At 39.9% G+C, this 22,911-nt stretch carries 23 protein-coding genes and 2 pseudogenes; 7 read left to right on the top strand and 18 right to left on the bottom strand.

Going from position 1 to position 22,911, the window contains the following annotated elements:
• Positions 1 to 20: 20 nt before the first annotated feature.
• Positions 21 to 1,760, bottom strand: a complete 1,740-nt coding sequence (locus AC1TO9_RS17625; protein WP_482060010.1) for an ABC transporter ATP-binding protein — start codon at positions 1,758 to 1,760, stop codon at positions 21 to 23.
• Positions 1,757 to 3,499: an ABC transporter ATP-binding protein gene (locus tag AC1TO9_RS17620; RefSeq protein ID WP_482060009.1), complete on the bottom strand. Its 1,743-nt coding sequence runs from the start codon at positions 3,497 to 3,499 to the stop codon at positions 1,757 to 1,759. Before AC1TO9_RS17620 ends, AC1TO9_RS17625 begins: the two co-directional genes overlap by 4 nt.
• Before the next feature lie 151 nt (positions 3,500 to 3,650).
• Between AC1TO9_RS17620 and AC1TO9_RS17615 the strand changes: the two genes are divergently transcribed.
• Positions 3,651 to 4,520, top strand: a complete 870-nt coding sequence (locus AC1TO9_RS17615) for a LysR family transcriptional regulator (protein WP_482060008.1) — start codon at positions 3,651 to 3,653, stop codon at positions 4,518 to 4,520.
• 87 nt (positions 4,521 to 4,607) lie between these two features.
• Complete coding sequence (locus AC1TO9_RS17610; RefSeq protein ID WP_482060007.1) at positions 4,608 to 5,378, top strand: polysaccharide deacetylase family protein; 771 nt, start codon at positions 4,608 to 4,610, stop codon at positions 5,376 to 5,378.
• A gap of 79 nt (positions 5,379 to 5,457) precedes the next feature.
• Here the strand turns inward: AC1TO9_RS17610 and AC1TO9_RS17605 are convergent, their stop codons facing one another.
• Positions 5,458 to 6,471, bottom strand: a complete 1,014-nt coding sequence (locus tag AC1TO9_RS17605) for an asparaginase (RefSeq protein WP_482056792.1) — start codon at positions 6,469 to 6,471, stop codon at positions 5,458 to 5,460.
• A 291-nt stretch (positions 6,472 to 6,762) separates the two neighbouring features.
• Here AC1TO9_RS17605 and nrdD point away from each other — a divergent pair, with 291 nt between their 5' ends.
• Both nrdD and nrdG read left to right on the top strand, forming a co-directional pair.
• Positions 6,763 to 8,952, top strand: a complete 2,190-nt coding sequence (gene nrdD, locus AC1TO9_RS17600; protein ID WP_482060006.1) for an anaerobic ribonucleoside-triphosphate reductase — start codon at positions 6,763 to 6,765, stop codon at positions 8,950 to 8,952.
• A gap of 4 nt (positions 8,953 to 8,956) precedes the next feature.
• Positions 8,957 to 9,463, top strand: a complete 507-nt coding sequence (gene nrdG / locus AC1TO9_RS17595; protein ID WP_482060005.1) for an anaerobic ribonucleoside-triphosphate reductase activating protein — start codon at positions 8,957 to 8,959, stop codon at positions 9,461 to 9,463.
• A 94-nt stretch (positions 9,464 to 9,557) separates the two neighbouring features.
• On the opposite strand, the gene AC1TO9_RS17590 is transcribed toward nrdG, so the two are convergent.
• The gene (locus AC1TO9_RS17590) at positions 9,558 to 10,028 is read right to left on the bottom strand and encodes a DinB family protein (RefSeq protein ID WP_482060004.1); all 471 of its coding nucleotides are present in this window, start codon (positions 10,026 to 10,028) and stop codon (positions 9,558 to 9,560) included.
• A gap of 150 nt (positions 10,029 to 10,178) precedes the next feature.
• Between AC1TO9_RS17590 and AC1TO9_RS17585 the strand changes: the two genes are divergently transcribed.
• Positions 10,179 to 10,997 (top strand): class I SAM-dependent methyltransferase, encoded by an 819-nt coding sequence (locus AC1TO9_RS17585; protein ID WP_482056796.1) that lies wholly within the window; start codon positions 10,179 to 10,181, stop codon positions 10,995 to 10,997.
• 112 nt (positions 10,998 to 11,109) lie between these two features.
• Here the strand turns inward: AC1TO9_RS17585 and thrC are convergent, their stop codons facing one another.
• Positions 11,110 to 12,504, bottom strand: a complete 1,395-nt coding sequence (gene thrC / locus AC1TO9_RS17580; RefSeq protein ID WP_482056797.1) for a threonine synthase — start codon at positions 12,502 to 12,504, stop codon at positions 11,110 to 11,112.
• Positions 12,505 to 12,665: 161 nt separating this feature from the next.
• On the opposite strand from thrC, the pseudogene AC1TO9_RS17575 reads away from it, so the two are divergent.
• A pseudogene (locus AC1TO9_RS17575) lies at positions 12,666 to 13,587 on the top strand (arsenic resistance protein).
• A 96-nt stretch (positions 13,588 to 13,683) separates the two neighbouring features.
• Here the strand turns inward: AC1TO9_RS17575 and AC1TO9_RS17570 are convergent.
• Complete coding sequence (locus tag AC1TO9_RS17570) at positions 13,684 to 14,481, bottom strand: DUF4183 domain-containing protein (protein WP_482060003.1); 798 nt, start codon at positions 14,479 to 14,481, stop codon at positions 13,684 to 13,686.
• A 194-nt stretch (positions 14,482 to 14,675) separates the two neighbouring features.
• Between AC1TO9_RS17570 and AC1TO9_RS17565 the strand changes: the two genes are divergently transcribed.
• Positions 14,676 to 15,086: a DUF4183 domain-containing protein gene (locus tag AC1TO9_RS17565; protein ID WP_482056799.1), complete on the top strand. Its 411-nt coding sequence runs from the start codon at positions 14,676 to 14,678 to the stop codon at positions 15,084 to 15,086.
• Positions 15,087 to 15,226: 140 nt separating this feature from the next.
• On the opposite strand, the gene AC1TO9_RS17560 is transcribed toward AC1TO9_RS17565, so the two are convergent.
• The 12 genes and pseudogenes from AC1TO9_RS17560 to AC1TO9_RS17505 form a co-directional block, all read right to left on the bottom strand.
• Positions 15,227 to 15,532 (bottom strand): hypothetical protein, encoded by a 306-nt coding sequence (locus AC1TO9_RS17560; RefSeq protein ID WP_482056800.1) that lies wholly within the window; start codon positions 15,530 to 15,532, stop codon positions 15,227 to 15,229.
• Between the two features lie 636 nt (positions 15,533 to 16,168).
• Positions 16,169 to 16,390 (bottom strand): annotated as a pseudogene (locus tag AC1TO9_RS17555) (RHS repeat-associated core domain-containing protein); the annotation flags it as partial.
• 84 nt (positions 16,391 to 16,474) lie between these two features.
• Positions 16,475 to 16,975, bottom strand: coding sequence for a hypothetical protein (locus tag AC1TO9_RS17550; RefSeq protein ID WP_482056801.1), 501 nt, complete (start codon positions 16,973 to 16,975; stop codon positions 16,475 to 16,477).
• Positions 16,976 to 17,134: 159 nt separating this feature from the next.
• Entirely contained in the window at positions 17,135 to 17,359 is a 225-nt protein-coding gene (locus AC1TO9_RS17545) for a polymorphic toxin-type HINT domain-containing protein (protein ID WP_482056802.1), read from the bottom strand.
• Positions 17,360 to 17,415: 56 nt separating this feature from the next.
• On the bottom strand, positions 17,416 to 18,363 hold the full coding sequence (locus tag AC1TO9_RS17540) for an RHS repeat-associated core domain-containing protein (RefSeq protein WP_482056803.1): 948 nt from the start codon (positions 18,361 to 18,363) through the stop codon (positions 17,416 to 17,418).
• A complete protein-coding gene (locus tag AC1TO9_RS17535) occupies positions 18,353 to 18,487 on the bottom strand; it encodes a hypothetical protein (protein WP_482056804.1) in 135 nt (44 codons plus the stop codon). Before AC1TO9_RS17535 ends, AC1TO9_RS17540 begins: the two co-directional genes overlap by 11 nt.
• Positions 18,488 to 18,744: 257 nt before the next feature.
• Positions 18,745 to 19,206, bottom strand: coding sequence for a hypothetical protein (locus AC1TO9_RS17530; RefSeq protein ID WP_482056805.1), 462 nt, complete (start codon positions 19,204 to 19,206; stop codon positions 18,745 to 18,747).
• Between the two features lie 326 nt (positions 19,207 to 19,532).
• Complete coding sequence (locus tag AC1TO9_RS17525) at positions 19,533 to 19,793, bottom strand: hypothetical protein (protein WP_482060002.1); 261 nt, start codon at positions 19,791 to 19,793, stop codon at positions 19,533 to 19,535.
• Positions 19,794 to 20,294: 501 nt separating this feature from the next.
• Positions 20,295 to 20,642, bottom strand: a complete 348-nt coding sequence (locus AC1TO9_RS17520; protein WP_482060001.1) for a DUF7674 family protein — start codon at positions 20,640 to 20,642, stop codon at positions 20,295 to 20,297.
• A gap of 71 nt (positions 20,643 to 20,713) precedes the next feature.
• Positions 20,714 to 21,067 carry a helix-turn-helix domain-containing protein gene (locus AC1TO9_RS17515; RefSeq protein WP_482060000.1) on the bottom strand — a complete coding sequence of 118 codons (354 nt, stop codon included), beginning with the start codon at positions 21,065 to 21,067 and terminating at the stop codon, positions 20,714 to 20,716.
• 661 nt (positions 21,068 to 21,728) lie between these two features.
• Positions 21,729 to 22,079 carry an Imm8 family immunity protein gene (locus tag AC1TO9_RS17510; RefSeq protein ID WP_482059999.1) on the bottom strand — a complete coding sequence of 117 codons (351 nt, stop codon included), beginning with the start codon at positions 22,077 to 22,079 and terminating at the stop codon, positions 21,729 to 21,731.
• A 34-nt stretch (positions 22,080 to 22,113) separates the two neighbouring features.
• Positions 22,114 to 22,911, bottom strand: a 798-nt coding sequence (locus AC1TO9_RS17505; RefSeq protein ID WP_482059998.1) for a polymorphic toxin-type HINT domain-containing protein, incomplete at its 5' end; no start/stop codon positions are given.

The following is a 22,911-nucleotide window of genomic DNA, read 5'->3' as shown; positions in this document are numbered from 1 at the left end:
CAAATCACACCAAGACTCATTCATGCCGATGTAAACTGGCTATTGTACAACCCTGCATAATGACCACCTTGCTCTAACAACTCCTTATGACTTCCACTCTCCACGACATCGCCATTCTTCATGTATAGGATCAAATCAGCTTCTCTTATCGTCGATAATCGATGTGCAATAACAAAGCTGGTTCTCCCCTCAATCATTTTCTGAAATGCCTTCTGAATACGAACCTCCGTTCGAGTATCAATGCTACTTGTTGCTTCATCAAGAATAAGCATTGGTGGATCCACTAACATCACGCGGGCAATCGTCAGAAGCTGTTCTTGTCCCTGAGATAAACTGCCCCCAGTACCAGAAATCAACGTATCATACCCATTAGGTAACCGTTTGATGAAGCTATGTGCATTAGCCGCTTTCGCTGCCATAATAACTTCTTCATCCGTTGCATCTGGCTTACCATATGCAATATTGTCTCGAATACTCCCGCCATATAACCAGGTTTCCTGCAATACCATACCGAAACTTTGTCGTAAACTATCACGAGTTATGTTATTGATATTCACACCATCAATCATAATAGCGCCACTATTCACATCATAAAATCGCATTAAGAGGTTAATAAGTGTCGTTTTTCCCGCCCCAGTCTGACCGACAATCGCAATACGAGTTCCCGGCTTAACTTCTAGGCTGAAATTAGTAATGAGTGGTCGATCTGGATTGTATGCAAAATTCACCTTATCAAAGGTTATCGTCCCTTTACTTTGTTCCAAATAAATTGCCTCTGGAGCGTCGGGGTGTTCCGCTATCTGATCAAGAACAGAGAAGATACGCTGTGCCGATGCACTTGCCGATTGAAGCTGCGTTAATACGCCTGTAATCTCATTGAAAGGCTTAGCGAACAGATTAGAGAAGATTAGGAAGCTTGATAGTTCCCCCACTGTAATGGTATTTAGAATAACAGCTACACTACCAATCATGGCGAGAACAGAGAACGTAATATTGTTTACGAGACGGGTTGTCGGATTCGATAATGAACCATAGAACTGAGATTTCACACCTGCCTCATACAACGCTTGATTCTTCTCTTCAAATTTAGTAAACGAACGCTCTTCGTACTGAAATGCTTGAACCACTTTTTGTCCACCAATCATTTCTTCTACATAGCCGTTTAATCCACCTAAGATGCGAGCCTGCTCTTTGAACATCTGCTGAGATCGTGTCGTTATGAATCGTGCCACAAAGAACGAGACCGGGCCCGATATCAGAACAACTAACGTCATAAGCGGATTAATATAAAGCATGAATGCAATTGATCCCGCAATCATAATCACACCTGTAAGCAATGTGGAGAAGCCCTGAAGAAGTCCATCTGAGACGATATCCATATCATTAACAAATCGACTGATACTGTCACCCTGTGGGTGAGTATCGTGATAACTGAGCGGCAATATATTCATCTTCTCGAAGAGTTCACGACGCATATCATACACAGTCCGGTAAGCGATACGATTCGTCGAATAGATCAACAACCATCCAAAGAGACTACCAACGATATATACGATCGCTAGAATGACCAACAGTTCCAACATTGCACTGAAATTGACCTGCTGTACACCAATCATATGATCAACAGTCTTACCTATTAATAATGGACCGATCAGACTGGCAACAACACTGAGAATAGCACACAATATCGCCCATACAGTCATTTTTTTATATCGTCCTATATACTTTATCAGTCTCTTCCATGTTTCCTTATTATTCATTTGCCCGACTCCTCACTGGAAAGCTGGGAAAGGTACACTTCCTTGTAAACCTCGCAGCTAATCATCAATTCATCATGCGTACCGATTCCTACAATTCGTCCTTCCTCAAATACGATTATTTTATCGGCTTGCTGTATCGTGCTAACTCTTTGCGATACCATGAGCACAGTCATCAACATATCGTTCGCCTTCAGAGCACGCCTTAGCCCAGCATCCGTGGCGAAATCTAGAGCACTTGAGGAATCATCGAGGATAAGAATCTCTGGCTTAGCGACGATTGCCCGGGCAATCGTCAGACGTTGCTTTTGACCACCAGATAAGTTGAGTCCCCCACGGGAGACCATCGTGTTATATCCATCTGGAAGCTTAGTGATAAATTCATCAGCTTGCGCAATAGCAGCCGCCTTAGCCACTTCCTCATTCGTTGAGTTCTCGTTACCCCAGCGGATATTCTCAGCAATCGTACCGGTGAAGAGATTTGCCTTTTGTGGAACCATACCGACCTTCTGCCTTAATTGTTTAAGGGAATAATTTTTCACATTGACTCCCTCCATCCGCACTTCGCCTTCTGTCGCATCGTAGAACCTTGGGATTAGATTGATAAATGTAGATTTCCCCGAACCTGTACTCCCGATTATCCCTACTGTTTCACCATGATTGATCTCGACAGATATATTCTCAAGCGCCATATCCCCCGTCTTGTTATATCCAAAGGTAACGTTGTTGAACTGAATAACTGGCACTGCCACATGTTTGTCGATGTAGTGAGAACTGATATTACCCATATCCTGAAGTGACGATGTCGTAGCTAACACTTCATTAATCCGTCCAGCCGAAGAAGATGCCTTCGTAAAAATAATGACTAAATTCGATACAACAATTAATGCTAGCAAAATTTGCGTAATATAATTCATAAAGGCGATAATCTCCCCCTGTGAGAGACGACCTTCATTGATATGGATACCACCAACCCATAGTATAGCGATAATAGCAGCATTCACCACGAGTGTCGTCAGCGGATTCAAAAGTGCTGAAATTCGACCTACCCGAATGGCTGTATGAGTTAAATCCTCCGAGGATTCATTAAATCGCTGTCTTTCCTCTCTACTCTTTGAAAAAGCACGAATAACCCGTACACCGGATAGATTCTCACTTAAAATAAGGGCAATTCGATCCAATTTCTGCTGATAACTTCGATAGATCGGTGAAGTACGTGTGATGACGAAATATAAGATCACTCCAAAAATAGGTGTCGCTATTAGTAGAATAAGTGACAATCGAAAATCTAATATCATCGACATTATTATTGCCCCAACGCAAATAAAAGGTGCTCTTATAACGAGGCGAATGAGCATTGCAACAGCTAATTGAAGCTGATTGACATCATTCGTTATCCGGTTCACGAGCGATTGTGTACCAACCTTATCCATGTCCGCGTATGAGAGTGAGGAAATATGTTTATAAATCTTGTTACGCAATGTGGTGCCGAACCCTTGTGAGGCGCGCGCAGCATAATACTGACAGATCATTGAACATCCAAACCCTATAATGGACAGCAGGAGCATAAGCCCACCCATTTTGAACACATAAGACGTATCACGCATGCCTATCCCTTTATTAATAATGAGCGCGACTATCGTGGGTAGGAGTAGCTCAAATATAGCTTCCAACAGCTTGAATATCGGCCCGATGATGACCTCTTTCCTGTACGGTCTTAAATATGTAGCTAACTTAAACAACTCTAATCATCACCTATCGTAAAATATCGTCCAAACTATTGACTATTATGCATTACCGACTATCATTATGGCATAACTACTCACATATTAAAAATACCAGTTTCATTCCTTTGCGATACGATAATCATATGTCAAGACTGGAGGATTCTATATGGATATTAGACAACTCAAATACTTCCTTACCATAGCTGAAGAAGGTCAGATTACAGCGGCGGCAAAGAAGCTACAAATGGCCCAACCGCCACTAAGCCATCAACTCAAGCTTCTCGAGGAGGAGCTTGGCGTTAAGCTCGTGGAGCGAAGACCACGAAGTGTGCAGCTCACGGATGCGGGAATCATCCTGCGAAATAGGGCCCAACAAATTTTAGAATTAACGGACTCCACCGCCAGAGAAATCAATGATTTCGCTAAAGGACTGAAGGGAACTCTCTCCATAGGCACAGTATCCTCTTCTGGTGCAACCCTTATGAAGGAAAGGCTTTCCGAATTTCACAAATCCTATACGGGTGTGAAATTCGAAATTCACGAAGGCAATACTTTTATGATTATTGATCTCTTAACGAAAGGGATTGTGGAGGTTGGCATTGTCAGAACCCCATTCAACACATCTAATCTAGAATGTAGATATGCTGAATCTGAGCCCATGATTGCCGTAATGACCCCCAATTTTGACTGGGCATCTCATCGCAACACGATTGATGTCGGTGAATTAATGGAGAAACCACTCATCATTTATCGCAGGTTTGAGCAACTCATTCTCGAGACCTGTTTGAAAGAAGGTTTTGAACCTACTTTTTTTTGCATAAATGACGATGCTCGTACAACATTATTGTGGGCAAACGCTGGACTTGGAATCGGAATCATTCCTAAGTCTGCCCTCGTTCTCGCCAATCATGAGAATCTGATCTACAAAGAAATCAAGAGTGAAGCATTGAGAACGAGGATAGCCGCCATTTGGATAAAAGATAAATATATCTCATCTCTAGCTACCAAGTTTATAGATAGCTTCAGCAAGGGATAGTTATGACATTATTCTTCTGAATAAATGATTATACAGTGGTGAAATATAATATCAAAGTGTAAAATAAGACCCAAAGACGGAGGTTCAATGAATATTTTGAATAAGATACGAATCATCATTATATTCACCATTGTCAGTTCACTATTCATCAACGTAACATATGCGGAACCCAATTCCCCAACGAGTAAAAATAGATTCTATTATGAGAAACGTGGAGATATCGTTTGGGAAGTTCCAACAGATCGTAAGGTCGTCGCTCTTACCTTTGATGACGGTCCTGATCGCGATAAAACACCTCAAATACTTGCCCTCCTCAAACAATATCAGGCTAAAGCAACTTTCTTTGTACTAGGTAATCGAGTTGAGAAGTTTCCCGAAATTGTCATGCAAGAATCATTGGAAGGACATGAGATCGGAAATCATTCTTATGACCATTCTTCCTTCCTTAATATCCCTAGAGATAAATTACTGTTAGAACTGAATCTAACCCAAGATGCTATTTATAAAGCTATTGGGCAAAAGGCAACTCTATTTCGGCCTCCGGGTGGTAACTATAACGAAACATCTGTTAACATTTGTAAAGAAAATGAACTGCTAATGGTCCTCTGGTCATGGGATCAAGATACGAAGGATTGGGCTAATCCAGATGTGAATACAATCGTGAATAGGGTACTCAACAACGTTCACAATGGAGATATTATATTGATGCACGATTACGTTTATAAAGGTACAAATACCGTAGAAGCCCTAAAAGTATTGTTGCCAGAATTAATAAAGAGAGGTTATTCTTTCGTAACGGTCTCAGAATTGCTCTCTAATAAAGATCTTCCAGGACGACATATCGAAGTAAATGATTAAATTTAACAAGCGGAGTCCCAAACCAGTAAACATGATTTGGGACTCCGCTTGTTATTCTATGAAACGCTATATTACTCACCTACTCCGTAGCCGAATCCAAAACGAAGTTCGCCTTCACAACACCGATCTTAACATTCCTCGCATTCAGTACAGGTGCATGAATATAATCTTTCAACAACTCATTTGTTGACTCATCACCAATTCCAAGCTGTCTCAATACCTCCATTGCCGCAACACCGGATGCCCGATCCGATCCATCTTCAATTTTAATAGCAATACCGATACCACGGTCAACGATTCCCAGACATTGAACCCCTTCTGCCCCTACCTTAGTGACAATATTACCTTTAAAAGCTCTCATGACGTCCGTATCGAATCTTTTCTTGCCAGCTACCATCTCAGGATTCGCCATCATCGCATCACGGATCATTTCGAGTGCTCCTGCTCTACCTGCAGAAACCGTCCCCCCTGGATATGCCAATCGAGCAAATCCTAATGCTGTATTACAAAGAGGAATTTGATGTACTGGCAAACCACAACCATCTACACTAAGTCCAATCTGCTCTCTGGGAATACTGCACACCTCTGTAATTACGTCGAGAATCCGTTGTTGAACAGGATGATTAATTTCAGGATACGTATGTATATCTTCATTCAGATGTACTGCTGTTGCGAGCATGCTTGAATGCTTACCTGAGCAATTACTAAAGACTGGCGTTAACTCACCACCCGCTTGGATTAGTTCGATATAACTAGCCTTGTCTCTGGGAACATGGGTCCCGCACAATAAATCTTCTTCTTCTAAATTCACCCGTTCTAGTATATTCAATACAGCTTTCCGATGAATCTCTTCCCCACTATGTGATGCGCAACTAAGTGCAATCTCAGAAGCACTATATCCGAATGACGTCGCCGTCCCTGTCTCCACAATCGGAACCGCTTGAAATGGTTTCATGGCCGAACGTGCAAAGGTTAATCTTTGGGGATCCCCATATGAATACAGTAGCTTTCCTGTATAATCTACAACGGCTACATGAATGTGATGTGTACTCTCTACATATTTCCCTCTAAATACTTGAATCGCTTCTGACATATATCATTTCTCCTTTTACTTCTGACTTATTTCATCTTAAACATTTTCACAGGAAAAGGGAAACGGTGATGCCCCAGAATGAATTATATTGGAATATCTCCATACGATATATCATGCTCCCTTCCCATATATACTCCCCTGATTTTGCAATAGTCAAGCATTCTAGAATGTTTGTCAAGCAGATCCCCTTTAAATTTTAGATTTTAAAACCTAATGAAAACGATGTGACAAATGTAGCTAAGTTGCTGTGACTTTTGATGCTATACTCACGAAACATGAACTTTAGAAAGGGTGAGTACTACGTTAGTTATAAAACGGGATGGTACAGAGGTCACTTTTAATCAACAGAAAATTATTGATGCTATTTGCAAGGCTATGGATCGAACTGAGAAGAAAATAGATATGGACATCGCTCAGCGAATCGCCGACAAAGTAACCCATAAAATATATAAATTTGAGAAGATTGATATAGAACATATTCAAGATGAAGTACAATCTGCCCTCATGAATAGTTCAAGAAAAGATGCTGCTGAAGAGTATATAGGGTATCGCGAAATACGCACACTTAAGAGGCGTGAACGCGGTAGCCTAGACAAGAAAGTACAAGGGCTTCTCGACCTTACTAATGAAGAAGTATTGAAAGAAAACTCCAATAAAGACGGTGCTACGATTCCAACACAAAGAGACTTGCTTGCAGGAATTATGGCCAAGGACTTCGCGCAGACGTATATGATTCCTAAGAGAGTTGTCGAAGCGCATAACGTGGGTCATCTACATTTTCACGATCAAGATTATAGTCCTTACTTCCCTATTTTTAACTGTATGCTTATTGATCTTAAAGGTATGTTGGAGAATGGGTTCAAGCTAGGCAATGCTCAGATCGAAACACCTAAATCTATTACAACTGCAACAGCTATTACAGCACAGATTATTGCTCAAGTCGCCAGTCATATTTATGGTGGTAATACGATCAACCAGATCGATGTCATATTATCTCCCTATGTAGGCTATTCATTTAAGAAACACTATAAGATTGGTCTTGAATGGTTGTATATGCTAGACACTTCTGCTATCGCCGACCTCGACATCTCTTATGATAACGATATGCTACATACAGAATATCCAAGATGCTTCGAGTATGCTAAGAAACTTACTGAAAAAGAGACATATGATGCATTTCAATCACTGGAATATGAGATCAATACACTCGTTAGTGCGAATGGACAGACACCTTTCAGCACTTTTGGCTTCGGTAGAGGGACTTCGTGGGCGGAAAGACAGATTCAAATTGCGATTCTCAAGAATAGAATTAGGGGGCTCGGTAAGGACGGCAAAACACCGGTATTTCCCAAGCTTATCTTTGGGATTGAAGAGGGCGTAAATCTCAACCCCGATGATCCAAACTATGACATTAAGAAGCTAGCTCTCAAATGTAGCACACTGCGTATGTACCCAGACATTATCTCCGTTCCTAAAGTGAAGGAAATTACGGGTTCATTCAAGTTCCCTATGGGTTGCAGATCTTTCTTAGGTGTATATGAGGAGAATGGACAAGCTATTCATGATGGAAGATTCAATCTAGGTGTCGTGACAGCCAATCTGCCTCGGATTGCTATTAGAGCGAACGGTTCAGAGAAAGACTTCTATCTTCTACTTGATGAATTACTTGATACTTGCAAGGAGGGTCTGATGTATCGTGCTCAACGTCTAAAAGGCGTACAAGCCAAAGTAGCCCCTATTCTATATATGGAAGGTGCAGCGGGCAGTCGGCTCCAACCGGAGGATACAATACATCATTTATTAGAGAATGGCAGAGCAAGCATCTCCCTAGGTTATATAGGTATTCATGAAACTATTCTAGCTCTCTACGGTCATCAAATATTCGATGATCTAGAACTTCGGAAAAAGGGATTAGATATTGTCAAATATATGAGTGCTAAGACGCAACAATGGACGCAGGAAACAGGTTACGGGTTCAGTCTGTATTCTACACCTGCGGAATCATTATGCTATCGCTTCTGTAAGTTAGATGAGGAGCAGTTCGGTGTGCTCGCTGGAATTACCGACAAAGGATATTACACGAACTCGTTTCATTTGGATGTATTTAAGAAGGTCACTCCTTTTGAAAAGATTGCTTTCGAAAAAGATTACCCTCAACATGCGAATGGTGGATTCATCACGTATTGCGAATTCGATTCACTGGTCAAAAATCCGGACGCATTAGAAGCGGTGTGGGACTTCGCTTACGAGAATATACCTTACTTCGGGACGAATACTCCAACGGATAAATGTCTAGAATGTGGATTTGAAGGTGAATTCGAAGCAACGAATACAGGATTCAAGTGCCCCAATTGCGATAATAGTAATCCTAAGACTTCATCCGTTATTAGACGCTGCTGTGGGTATTTATCCGAACCTAGTCAAAGACCATTCAATGCGGGCAAGCAAAAAGAAGTTCTCGCGCGCGTAAAGCATATGTGAGCGTATGAATATTGCTGACTACAAGAAATTCGATGTGATTAATGGTAAGGGACTTCGCCATTCCATCTTCACATCCGGATGTGAACATCATTGCATCGGCTGCTTCAATGCAGCCACTTGGAATTTCAATTATGGAATACCATATACACAGGAATTCGAGGATCAGGTTATTCGTGATTTAAATATTGATTATGTCGCTATAGCAGGCTTATCTATTCTTGGTGGCGAACCTTTTCAGAATGTAGAGGGATTATTGACACTAGTAAAGAGAATACAGAATGAATGTGTCAACAAAAACATCTGGGTATGGTCTGGATATACATTTGAAGAACTGATAGCAGACGATTCACGGTTGGAGTTACTCACCTATTGTGACGTCCTCATTGATGGAAAGTTTATGTTAGAACAACGGAATTTGAAGCTAGATTGGCGTGGTTCAGAGAATCAACGCGTAATCGATGTCCAAGAAAGCCTGCTTCAAGGACAAGCCATTTGGCTAGAATTAGGCTGACCTATTTAACTGAAATTTATGTACAAAATGGCTGCTCTGTCCTGTTGAAGGATGAAGCAGCCATTTCATATATAGGCATGTGTTCCACGTTGAATTAGTTATTCGAGTTCAGCACTCTCACCATTGCAGTAATCATACCCAAATGTAAATTCTCATGAGACATATCTAGCTGTACGAGTTCACCAATCGTCTCTGCTTTTGCGAAGTTATCCTTCACGGCTACGGGTTCCTCCAACTTACCATAAAGCGATTCTTGTAGAGAATGGAATTGCTCTCGCAACTGAAGAATTAGGATGTCCCAATGCGGAGGCTCGTCCTGCCAATCTGCTGGTTTCGTTCCATTCCCGAACAATTTGCCATATGAGGCTGGAATCTTAGATTCCATACCTGCTAATCGAAGGATTAGGGTGTCTGCAGCCGTAATGATATGCCCAAGTTGCCAATGAAGATTGTTGTTGAACCCTTGCGGAACAATATCCCTTTTTGATTCCTCAATATTCTCTATTTGTTTGATTACGTTCTCTCTCGTTTTTGCAATTAGACCGAATAGATATGCTTCACTCATTCATAATCCCTCCTAGTATATACTTCCTTTACATTATACCCTATCAGAACGATTCTCTCACTTCTCTTCTCCTTACAAAAAAGGATTAACATATCTCCTTGTAGAACTGAATAGATATTCCAAAGAAATTATGAAGGAGCGTAATGGAGCATGATTGAAAAAGTACGCCACAACAATGTCGAACGTTTCGCTGGTTTCGGAGAACTATATGATCAGAATCGTCCTGTGGCACCTATGGAAGTCGTCAATATTCTCACCACATATTTAGGCGGTCATCCACACACGGTTGTAGATGTAGGATGTGGAACTGGCCTGTCATCATTTGTATGGCTTAATTCAGCAGATCATATCATCGGGTTCGAACCCAGTGATGATATGCGAGAAGTTGCCATATCCAAATGGAATGCCAGCGGACAACCGTCAACACTTGAATTCAGAGAAGGTTTATCCCATGAATTAGGATTATCATCTGGAAGTGCTGACATCGTAACCTGTTCACAGTCCTTCCACTGGATGGAGCCACAGAGTACGCTACAGGAATTCGCCCGCATCTTACGTCCAGGTGGCATCTTTGCCGCCTATGACTACGACTGGCCTCCTGTCTCCGACTGGAGGATTGATGATAAGTACCAACAACTGATCTCCCACGCAGATGCTCTTGCAGCACAATTAGCACCACAGGAACAACGTGCACATAAATGGAATAAGGATGGGCATTTACAGCATATTAGGGAATCCGAATTGTTCCGCTACACTAGAGAAATCGTCTTCCACCACAGCGAGCAATGTAATGCAGAGCGATATGTCAACATCGCCCTCAGCCAAGGTGGGCTGCAAACAGCTCTTAAATTAGGAGCAGAAGAGCTTCATTCCGAAGTGATACAGTTCCGTGAACTTGTGTCACAGTCTTTCTCAGGAGAATCCCGTGAAGTTATATTCAGCTACCGGATGCGACTGGGTGTTATTTAATTCATGTGAATTTCAAATCATGGAGTAGAAATAGAAAACAGCAGATCAAGGACTCTTGATCTGCTGTTTCTTTGGATATCATTTTCCCTTTTTTCTAATAGAGTTTACTTGATTAGCTCTCGTAAAATTTCACAAGTTCTCGAATGATTTCTTCTTTATTATGCTCTAGAACAATCTGATGTTGCGGCTTGGAGAATAACTCCTTAATCTCCACAGGGAATTGTTGCTCAATATTACACTGTTCTATCGCCTCATTGAATTTCGCAGGATGTGCAGTAGCAAATGAGATACAAACCTCATCTTCAGCGTTATATGCTTCATAGGCTGCAATCCCACAAGCTGTATGTGGATCTAGCAAATAGTCATCATCTGCCTTGTACTTACTAATTAATTCTAAGCACTGTTCATTACTTGCACCATAAGCTTCGAAATCAGCTTGAACACGTACTAAGTCCTCAGCACTGATGACAATCTTACCATCGTCTTGTAACTGCTTCATGTAAGCAGACACTTTCTCTGCATTTTGACCCAAGAAATAATAAAGATATCTCTCAAAATTACTTGCCACCTGAATATCCATCGAAGGACTATGCGTACTTTTGAAACCACCAGGTTTATATTCACCCGTCTTCACAAAGCGCTCAAGAATATTATTCTCATTCGTTGCAATGATCAGCTTATGAATAGGTAAACCCATCTTCTTCGCTAGGAAGCCCGAGTAAATATTCCCGAAGTTACCTGATGGAACACTGAAATTAACTTTCTTCGGCTGGTCTCCTTGCTCAATTTGGAAATAAGCATAGAAGTAGTAGACCGTTTGTGCCAAGATCCGCAAGAAGTTGATCGAATTAATCGCTCGAAGATTATGCTTTCCTTTAAAGTCTAAGTCTGCAAATTGCTCTTTAATAATCTTTTGACAATCATCGAAATTCCCTTTAACTGAAAGGTTCAATACATTCTTATCATCAACCGTTGTCATTTGCAGTTCCTGTACTTTACTCACCTTCTCGTGGGGATGCAGAATACAAATCTTGATGCCTTCTTTCCCCCGAACTCCTTGAATTGCTGCTGCTCCCGTATCTCCTGAAGTTGCTCCAAGAATATGAATAATTTTGTTCTGCTTCTTAGATACATACGAGTAGAATTCGCCCATGAATTGCAGAGCTACGTCCTTAAATGCAAATGTCGGTCCATGAAATAACTCTAGAATATATAGTGAATCATTTATTCGCTTAACAGGTGTTACCTCAGAATGACGGAAGCTGGCATAGCTCTTATCAGCCATTTCTTTGAGATCTTCATAAGGGATTTCATCATTCGTATAGTGGGCAAAAATTTGGAGAAACAGTTCCTTATAACTAAGCTTACTCCATTGCTTCAACGTCTCTGGCGAGATATGTGGAATCTCTTCTGGAATCATGAGTCCACCATCATTGGCTAATCCCATGAGCACGGTATCAATAAACCCTTGAGCTTCTACCTGACCTCTTGTACTTATATATTTCATACGAATCCTCCGTTAATATAATATAGAATAGTTAATGTATCGATCTTCACCATAGTTATATCTATAATACCTTCACTTGCAGATATAGCCAATCCCTTATTTTTAGGAGAGCTTATAAACATTATATAACAAAATAGTAATATGAGGAGGTTAACTTTCAATTGATCACGAGAGAACAGCTTGAGAATAAGCAAATTTGGTTATATGTAGTATCCTTGTTCATTGGAGCAATGATAGGATTAGCAATTCCTACGGCAGGTTCATCTCTTCACTTCACCATTTCTCCTATTCTGGCTATCCTTCTGTTTGGAATGTTTACACAGATTCCTTTTCTTCATCTTCGAGAGTCTCTTTCAAATAGAAAATTTATTGGCGCATTATTACTTACAAACTTCATTATTGTACCTATTATCGTATGGCTACTGATACAATTATTCCCGCAGTCTCCGCCTGTTCTAGTCGGGGTCTACCTTGTATTGCTGACTCCATGTATCGATTATGTCATTGTCTTCACACAGCTTGGACGCGGGAATGAGAAGCTAATGCTAGCCGTAACACCTATTCTATTCGTAGTTCAAATGATATTGCTCCCGATCTTTATGTGGCTGTTTATGGGGGAGCAAGTGGCTAATATTGTGAAGATCGGTCCTTTTGTAGAGGCATTCTTAACTTTAATTGTGTTCCCATTATTGCTTGCCGTATTCACACAAATATGGGCTCGGCGCAACCCGATGGGTCAATCTGCACTAAATACAACAGCTTGGTTGCCCGTCCCATTCATGGCACTTGCCCTTATCGTCATCGTAGCATCCCAAATTGCAAAAGTGTATGCCGATTTCAATATTATCATTCGTGCTATTCCGATTGGATGTAGGGGCAGGTCGAGCGCTTATTTTCAGTTCAGGAACACGGAATTCGCTCGTTGTGCTTCCTTTAGCTTTGGCTTTGCCAGATGAATGGGCTACGATTGCAGCAGCCGTTATTGTCACCCAGACTATTGTAGAATTGATCGGAGAATTAATTTACATACGCGTAATTCCAAGGTTTGTTATACGTGATCAACACAAGTCTACCCTAGAATAAGTAAGAAGCATCCTATTGGCTGCTTCTTATTCATGATTCAAGACAAACCATACTGAGACTCAGGATTCATCCTGTATAAACCATCGGTTATCCGCTTCATGAAATAATACGTGCAACAAATTGGACAATCTCAATAGTAATTGGAGTGCCTAAATAAATAATATCTCCATCCACAATAAGCGTTAAAGTATTATCAGTTAGAATGTATAAACTGCTTTCTTGTAATACGCCATTAATATATAAATTTGAATAACTATTTAGGCCAAGACCTACAAAACTATTGCTTGAATTTCCTTCGTCGTCAAAAAATTGATTAGCTTGGATGACGATTAGTGAATCAATATCGGTAGTAGCAAAATAAAAATATCTTTGCGAACTAGGTATAATAGATACGCCTGATATTGTACCCGGCTGCCCTTGAGGTCCTTGAACACCCTGAGGTCCAACAGGACCCACAACTCCAGCGATTCCCTGTGGTCCCGTAGCACCAACACTTCCTTCAGATCCAGTAGCTCCTGCACTACCTTGTGGTCCTTGGGGTCCGACTGGCCCCAGAACTCCAGCGATTCCCTGAGGTCCTTGCAATCCAATTGGCCCTTGATCCCCTCTAACTCCATCTAAGCCCCGAAGTCCCTGTAGTCCTTGAGGACCTTGTAAACCTCGTAGACCTTCAACTCCTTGAATCCCTACTCTACATCTAGCTTTAGCTACTTTACCGCAAATGCGTCTAGATCTTGATTTTGATTTTAATTTTGTTTTGGATTTTTCTGAATATATCCTATTATATATCTTCACTGTAGTGTTTTGTTGATGCTTATGGCTATTTTTAGTACTTACTTTATTTTTTCGCACTGTTTTTTTGCATTTTATTTTATTGAGCTTACGACGCGCCATTTAAAACTCCTCCTCACATCAGTTTATTCATAATATGTAATCTACCTATGTGAAAGATTGGACATCATCAAAATCCATTTTTAAAAAAACTAAACAACAGTAACTCTGCCGTTTCAGAATTCCTTTTTTCACATTAACTATTAATATAACCGAGGATTTCACTCAGTTATTTCTAAGTGAATGGAGGTGATCACATGCCCGTTATAAAACCTGTCTACACAGCTACTTCTACTTCTCCAGAATCGACTGGTGGAGTTATTACTACCGCTGTCAACCCAACTGTCTCTCGTTACTTCGCAACAATAACTGCTGGAATGATAACCACAGATATTACCATTCCTGCTGCAAGTTTTGTTGACGATGCCGACGCACCTGTAGTTGACCTTCCTGCAATAACTTCAGATGATTATTTCAATGTATATATTAATGGTGTGCTCCAACAAGGCGCTCTATCTACACTAACAACTGCTAATCTAGTATTAGATACGACTGATGTTTCCGTATCTGTACCTATCTTACTTGAGATAGCAAGCTTCGGAAATACAACATCAACTATAACTACTCAACCTACGATTTCCGCTCCAACCATCACTATTATTACTTGATGTGATTTAATAACTAGCAACTATTATTTTGTTATATGCTAGGACATAGATTTGAGTTAAGAGCTTACTTGCCCAAACAGGTTGTTTATAGCGATACTTCACCATAAACAACCTGTTTGTTCATAAAATACAAGGATTTATTATCTACAGCAATTCAATCCCTTCAGATGATTATCTTTAATTACCCAACCATATTTTTTATACTCAATTCCAGATCCACACTTACAACAGATTTTTGGCCACCCATTTTTCCGCCAATCTGCAAGTTTCCCCAAATCCAATGAATGACAAATCGCTGTCCATTCATAGTTATCCAAACACAGTATTTCATGAATTTCACCTTCTAATTCCCCTTCGTGAAGTCCATCTACAGTTTCATTCATAATACCATTAGCTTGTTCAATCGAAATTTCTCTATTATTTATTTTTCCCAAAATATCAATCAATTTCTATCGTCCTCCCCTTACCTTAACAGGTCCTTTATACATTTCACCCGTTGTAGGGTTCATAGATCCAAGATGCACACCTTTCATAGGAGAACTGCTGGGATGAGGTACCTTGTTTCCAGCGGTGAAGTAATTGCAGCCTTTAGAAATCCATTTTGATACTTTTTTATAAGCAGCTGTTGTACTCTTTACAGCTATTTTACCGCCTTTTGTAGCAATTTTTCCACCTGGGTAGCTACAAAAAGGATCTTAAGGGTTTAAACCCTTAAGACCTAATTCATGTTAACTGATAATTTGTTCTATGGTATTATCAATATCAATCTTGTTATCGTTAATACTTATTAAGCACATATCATCATCTGATGCAGGTTCAATATCTCTCCCTTTATAAATATCGATACCCTTACTTAAAATATTATTTGATCCAGCAATATCAGTTGCATGATATAAAGTATTTATATCATTTTATCTGTTTTTATTTCTAGTTTCAGCAATAGTCTCGGGAATTGGTATCGCAAAATCCTTAGTCTTTTTATTTGCTTGCGATATTGTAATTCCGCCTGCAGCAATTGTTCCACCAACCACCATTGCCCGTATCCTTTGAACTATTTTTGGAAGAATACCCACAATAGGACTATTCCCACTTGGATCCGTATACTTCAACGGATTATTCTCCACATACGAATACAAATTCAAACTTAGCGGATTCGAAATCTGCCCTTCATACGTATCCCTAGATACGAACCTTGCGGCATTAGGATCATACCAGCGGGCTCGCAGGTATTGGAGTCCGGTGTCGCTGTCCCAATATTCTCCGGAGGTGAAGTGAAGTTCATACGAGATTTGTGAAGGTGAAGTTCCATTGAATGCAGCCACAGATTCATTCAGTATTGGGTGAATGTAAAAAGAAACCTTGAGGATAGCAATCCTCAAGGTTAGATATTACTCTTCAATGATATAACAAATGTTGAACAATATATTTTTCATGACTAATTGTCTCATAAATTCGCTAATAGTTAGAACGCCTTGGACTATTTCGTAATCCCCCCCCTGATATCTCGCTAAGAACATAATTGAATTGGATGGAGACTGCCCAAGAAAAAATCTTAATATTTTTTCAAAGTCTACTTTAAATTCTGAACGAATAATCAATGGGGTTAGATTATACATCACATCTTCATCTTGAATCCAAAAAGGAATAGGTATTCGTTCAATACCTTCTTCAAAATCTGAATCACAAAGTAGGTACGCATTTTTAACTCCGTCATCATCCCTGACTAAAGAATACCAAACTCCATTTGTTCGACTCATAACTTTCCAATTATCATTAAATCTTGTAACATTCTCATCATTCTGCTCATTCATCACTTCTATTAAAGATTGAAATGGTAAGATTACAGGATGTGCTTGATTCATTACTAAAACTTCCAAATCAAAAGACATTCTATTTCTCCTTTCTCATGGGAGGAATCCATTGATGCTCCAGTCAGTATCAAATGATGTCTTCCCATCCCTGGACATAATTCTAATTGTTCCATCGGAACTTAGGTGTATGTCTGGATTATTACCCACTTTTTTCATTTTATCTTTAAATGGGGAATTTTAATTAGTTAGATCTTTAATGATGTCCTGCTTCACTTTATGAAACTGTCCCTTCTTAAGGTCAAATTTTCTTTCTATTTCTTTGGCGGAAAAATTCTTGAAATCCACTTTACAATTATGAACCCAAATACCAAGGTTAGATACAATGTATGAATGGAAATCAGCAACCTCAAAGTTATAAACCGTTGCCTCTCGTGGCTCTTTCTCAATCTTGTCTATCGCCAAAGACTTATTAAATGAGGAGGAATTGGGATCAATAATTGTATTAATATCATCTACTATTAAAAAATTGGATATGGCGCAACTGTATGTCCACTCGGGTCTGTATAAATCAACGGATTATTCTCCACATAAGAATACAAATTCAAACTTAATGGATTCGAAATCTGCCCTTCATACGTATCCCTAGATACGAACCGCGCGGCATTCGGATCATACCAGCGGGCTCGCAGGTATTGAAGTCCCGTATCGCTATCCCAATATTCTCCGGAGTAGCGGAATACGTTCGGAACGTCTTCTTCCTCATCTATCGGGTTACCCCAGATATCATAGCTGTAGGTGTTCAGTTCATTACCTGCACTATCGATTAATCCGATAACATCGCCATGTCCATTAAACTGGTAATACTCCAGTTCACCTGTCTTGTTCTGACGGGCCCAGAGACGTCCATTCAGATCATAGATATAGAAGTAGGTCATTTGTGCTGTGTTGCCCGCTTCGATCTTTGCCTCTGCTAAGAGCTTGCCTTGCTCATCATAATAGTAGCGAACGCGTTCACCTTTGGCTACACGTTCATATAACAAGCCATCTCCATTATAGCTGTAGGTGACATCAATGGCTTCCGCTCCTTCACCCTCGCCCTTCACGCCAGTTAAGCGATCCAATGAATCAAAGATATATTCGGCATTCTTCATCCCGGATATTTCGCCGCCTGCCACCGTCAGGCGATTGCCTTGATCATCGTAGGTGAAAGTTTTGTCCTTTCCTTCACTTTGTTCACTCTCGATTCTGCTTAGGGAATCATAGGTCAACTGGTCTGCAGTCCCGTTCTGAGTACGATTTATAATATTCTTATTGTTATCATATTCGTAGGAGAATTGCTGGGATGAGGCACCTCCTCCGATATTCACACCTGTTAAATCGTAGCCATTGTAACTAAAAGTAGTATTCGCACTACTTGAAGACACTTGACGTTTCAATAAGCTGTTCGCTTCATATTCAAATGTCATTTGTTGCGATGCGGCTCCCGGAAAAGGTGCTGATTCCTCCAGCCGTACCACTTGAGATATCCATCTCCGTTAAGCGGTTCATCTCATCCAGCGTGCCCTGTTCAGAATCCGTAACCTTACTCAATCTATCTAGATCATCGACTAACTACTGCCTTCGTCACTCGGGACTCAAACCATATAGATGCGCTGCTGGGACAACCATAAATAACCTCTCAACAGCGCTGTTGAGAGGTTATTCGTTGTGATTATTTCATATGCACTAACGAAAGTTAAGTCATATTTGACTTGGCCAGCCAATCCATTTGGGACTGGATAGTGTTACTTCTATATCAATTTCCAAAAGGCCACTTGAAGCGGTTACTCTCATGTCGACTCTAAATGTTAGACTAGTTCTAGACCATTTTCAAAAAAGATCTGTAATCTGGGTAGAACTACATTAAACAAATTTGGTTCTTCACAGTATACCGAAAGGATGTAGCCATCTAATTCATCGTGCATATGCAATACGAATGTTCTTTCATAAAATGCTCTTCCTACTTTATGAACTATACATGTAAAGTACCAATCTTCTGTTATGATTTCTTCAATTTCCTCATCTGTTTTAGGAGCGTACCATATTTGATTAGAATAATACCCTGATGGAGGATCAAATGGGTAAACCCAATCACAATTTCCAAATACTCTTCGTTCGTATACTGAGAATGAAGTAAACTGAGTTATTCCATTTGTCTTAAACAATAATTCTTCCCCATCAGCAACAAAAGAATGAAGTAATTTTATTACCTCTATATTGTTTTCATCTTCGGACTTATTATATAAATTATGAATATGATAAGCCTCCACACTAGATCTCTCCTTTAATAATTATCATAATAGTGCATTCCATCTCGTTAAACCAGATACATCAACATAACTAACTTTACCACATGAATCCTGATTATGTGTCCATACATGCAAGTTGGAAACATAATAGGTATGGTACTCCTTAACCCTAAAATTATAGACAGACCCCCAAAATGACACAACATACTATTTATTCATTCTTATACGGAAGAGGAGTTAATTCCTTTATATCTTTCTTCCACCAAACAGAATCAGAACCATAATAGATCTCATGAGCCCATTCTTCAGGAATCATATGAAAAAGCATACTATCATCATCTATATAGCTAAGCGATAAGATCAACCAATATCAGCTTTTCATACTGGCTTAAGCCGTAACACCGATGATTTTTATGCGGCAAGACAGTATATCCTTTGTGTTGTCCAGTAAAGCTATTTTCTTTGGCTACCTCGTCCATGTACGAATTAGCGGCTTTGTTACTTTTAGTCAACCAGAAGTCGTTTACCTTTGTCTTCATCTTTAGTTCCTTCCTTCTGCAATCGTTGTCTGTACCACCCTGCGGCGGCTTATGAGGTCGATCCTTCACGTTGCCTTACCTTTTCTATATCAACTGGCACGTTACCAGATTGTTTTTACACAATAAGAATCGCTTCATATGTCCAGATCGTTGCGAAGCAAAATGATGATTTGTTGCTTCCCCCACACCATAGTAGTCGGACTATGTATCTCTATAGTTGCGGAAATTCTCTTCTCGCCCTCCCTATCGGCTTAGGAGGAGGTTTGTTACGATTACTTACATTTTTAATTTATTTGGCAAATACCGTGAGAAAACGAAGGTAAGGTAATTGGAACAAATTACGGTGGTATCTGATGATTTTAAGGTTTTGATGAAGCAGGAAGTTACTAAGAAAAGGATATAAAATTCAATTGTTGAGTGGTTTTGTGCGTACACGACATTTTGAAGAAAATTCATAGGGGGATTACGAGGGTTAGGTTAGGTTAGCTTGGAATTAGTAGTCCGAGTCATTCGGCACTGGGTGGGGATAAAAGAAAGACCTTGAGGATGTTCTCCCCAAGGTCTCCTACATCAGTATCCATATGCTTTTTGTGTTGTAACGCAAAGTTTTCTTGTTAAATCACCCATATATGCCTTGGCTGTTTCAATAATCTCTATCTCAGTTATTAAGGATTCGAGAACAGAGACAACCAATACTTCCTGAACCTTTTCGTCTGATAGAGCCATCTCTTCCAAGAAGCCATAGAGATTACTTATATCTTTTTGCTCATTAATAGACTTTATTATGAACGGAGTGACCACCATACCAAAGATGACGTGTGGTAAATCCTCTTCGAGCCATTCGATTTCCTCTTCATAATATGGTCTAATTTGTGGCACTGCTATTAATAATCGTTCGATTAAGTTCTCGTATTCCAAGCTTCTTCACCTCTTATTATTTTCCTGCTAATGCTTTTTGTAAATCGTCATAAATTGCTTGTGCCACAGCCTTAATTTGCATATGATTTATATGAGTCGCCGTTAATGATATTCGCAATGACGGATTGAATCAGGGTCTTCTTGATATACCTTGGCTGATAAAGTCTCAGGAAGAAATGTACGTTCTCAGAGAGCACTAGATACGGGTTAGCCTCTAACTGGTCAATTCTATAGCGATTTACTTGCCCCCTTCTGCGTACTGTTTTGATGAACTTTTTTTCCTCAAGTGAGGTTATAGCCGACTTTACAGTGGATTCACTAATTCCCAAATTACATGCAATAGTCTCTTGAGAGGGAAAGGCTTCTTCGTTCTCCCCTAAATGAGATAGGATATCTAGTAGTACGCCTCTTTCATTCATGCTCATGCCATAGCACTTCCTAATCATATGAGGATACGGAATGTAATACTTATTTTGCTGGAATGTGCTATGAAAACAGTGCCAATTCTCGTCCAATGATAGCTTTATCAATCTTTCTTGAATATTTTTCGCCATGCTAATTCTCCCTTTCAATTTCGGTTTTTATATACGAGTGGGCGACTAGCCGAATCGCCCCCCATTCTATGTCAACTGCTCGTCAGCAGAGTTTTTTCTTTCGCCGTAACAATCGCTGTAAAGGTCAGTTCAGTTACTGACAGAATCAAAAAACCTATAAGTTTGACGCCCTTACTATGAATAGTCGTTCTATCCTTCCTAAAAGATGCGCCTTCCTTTCACGCTCTCTATCGGAACAGGGTAGTTTACAGTTGCAATTCATTTTGAAAAAACCGTGAGAAAGCGAAGATAACAAAAAACAGGTCAATCATGGTGGTATCTGACCATAATCGACCTATCCAACGCAACGGAACACCATTATTTAGGGTATAAAATTCAAGCATTGCATGTGCGTACAGGTATATTAGAGGAATATTATACGGGGGTGATGAGGGTTAAGTTCTTTCGGGACGTGCCGCCCGATTCATTCGGCACTGGGTGGGGTAAAATAAAGACCTTGAAGGTGTTAAACCCGCAAGGTCGAATCGAAATATTACTTCTCGTACTCCCAGTAAAAATAAGGGCTCATTTTCAGTGCAATTTCCTCCCACGTTTCGCCCTGACAATTCGTGATTATGTTATTTATTCTTTCTTTTAATAATTTTATATCAAATTCCTTTAGTATGAAGTATGCCCTTCCATAAATTAAGTTAGTTGTATTTAATTTTTTTTCAAGGGCTTTTGGGGAGATGACTGTAAAGTCAAAATTATCACATGCATTGGATTCTTTCGTACCAATACATGCTGTTCCTGATAATAGAAAATCATCCCCTAAATTAACAGTCTCATCAATTTCTAGTTTACCTGTAATAGCAGGATTCCCCATAATAATGATGTCTTTCAATTCTGGAATTATCAAAAACTTCTACCTGCCCTTCTTAAGGTTTTTGTACAGTTACATGGTAATTTGTAAGTTGATTATCACGATTAAAATCAAATGGATTTTTGAAAGTCTCAAAGTTACCTTCTAGTCCACCACTTTTACTCGCTTTTGTGCCAACCCTAACTCTTTTTGTACCATTACTGCTAATTAACCAAGTATAACCATTTTTCTGAATTGTGCTGTATCCACTTCCAACAAATTTTTTCCCTGCATCATATACGTGGTTTAATGGAACTACTGCATCTGATAAACCATCAATTTTCTTCGATTTGTTTGCCAATTTGACTAAATCGGTTGCAGAGCCACTAAAGCAACTCGTATTATGCACCCAAATCCCTAAATCCGTCACATAATACGTATGGAAATCAGCAACCGTAAAGTTATAAACTGTAACAGGCTCATCAAGCTTAACGAACTCAACTTTGTCAATCGTTAAGTTACTTCCATCAGCCTTTTGAAGCTTATCGTGTACTTGAAGTTCATCTGCAAAGACCCAACCTTTGCCTTCCACCCAGAACGGATGATTGTCGGTCGTCTCGATGATCTGCACTCCAACATGTAGCTTTATAATATCATCACGTTGGTTACGATATAAAGCAGTAACCTCTTTGTAGGCCAACTCACCGTTAGAATCATACTCAGACTTAGCGAGAACCCTATCTCCGACTTCAATGTCTTCGATATTCTTCTCCCCTTCGTCTGTTAGAACCTCCGTTCCAGCAGTAAAGCAATTGCAGCCTTTAGAAATCCATTTTGATACTTTTTTATAAGTAGCTGTTGCACTCTTTACTGC

This window comes from Paenibacillus sp. Y916 (assembly GCF_056786435.1).
Note: the sequence above shows the minus strand (reverse complement) of the source record. Positions and strands in the feature narration are given on the sequence as shown.

What these genes read in the sequence shown, in the direction of transcription:
- AC1TO9_RS17625 (WP_482060010.1), bottom strand. Translation starts at nt 1,760, where the DNA reads ATGAATAATAAGGAAACATGGAAGAGACTGATAAAGTATATAGGACGA.
- AC1TO9_RS17615 (WP_482060008.1), top strand. Translation starts at nt 3,651, where the DNA reads ATGGATATTAGACAACTCAAATACTTCCTTACCATAGCTGAAGAAGGT.
- AC1TO9_RS17610 (WP_482060007.1), top strand. Translation starts at nt 4,608, where the DNA reads ATGAATATTTTGAATAAGATACGAATCATCATTATATTCACCATTGTC.
- AC1TO9_RS17605 (WP_482056792.1), bottom strand. Translation starts at nt 6,471, where the DNA reads ATGTCAGAAGCGATTCAAGTATTTAGAGGGAAATATGTAGAGAGTACA.
- nrdG (WP_482060005.1), top strand. Translation starts at nt 8,957, where the DNA reads ATGAATATTGCTGACTACAAGAAATTCGATGTGATTAATGGTAAGGGA.
- AC1TO9_RS17590 (WP_482060004.1), bottom strand. Translation starts at nt 10,028, where the DNA reads ATGAGTGAAGCATATCTATTCGGTCTAATTGCAAAAACGAGAGAGAAC.
- AC1TO9_RS17585 (WP_482056796.1), top strand. Translation starts at nt 10,179, where the DNA reads ATGATTGAAAAAGTACGCCACAACAATGTCGAACGTTTCGCTGGTTTC.
- thrC (WP_482056797.1), bottom strand. Translation starts at nt 12,504, where the DNA reads ATGAAATATATAAGTACAAGAGGTCAGGTAGAAGCTCAAGGGTTTATT.
- AC1TO9_RS17570 (WP_482060003.1), bottom strand. Translation starts at nt 14,481, where the DNA reads ATGGCGCGTCGTAAGCTCAATAAAATAAAATGCAAAAAAACAGTGCGA.
- AC1TO9_RS17565 (WP_482056799.1), top strand. Translation starts at nt 14,676, where the DNA reads ATGCCCGTTATAAAACCTGTCTACACAGCTACTTCTACTTCTCCAGAA.
- AC1TO9_RS17550 (WP_482056801.1), bottom strand. Translation starts at nt 16,975, where the DNA reads ATGTCTTTTGATTTGGAAGTTTTAGTAATGAATCAAGCACATCCTGTA.
- AC1TO9_RS17540 (WP_482056803.1), bottom strand. Translation starts at nt 18,363, where the DNA reads ATGACATTTGAATATGAAGCGAACAGCTTATTGAAACGTCAAGTGTCT.
- AC1TO9_RS17515 (WP_482060000.1), bottom strand. Translation starts at nt 21,067, where the DNA reads ATGAGCATGAATGAAAGAGGCGTACTACTAGATATCCTATCTCATTTA.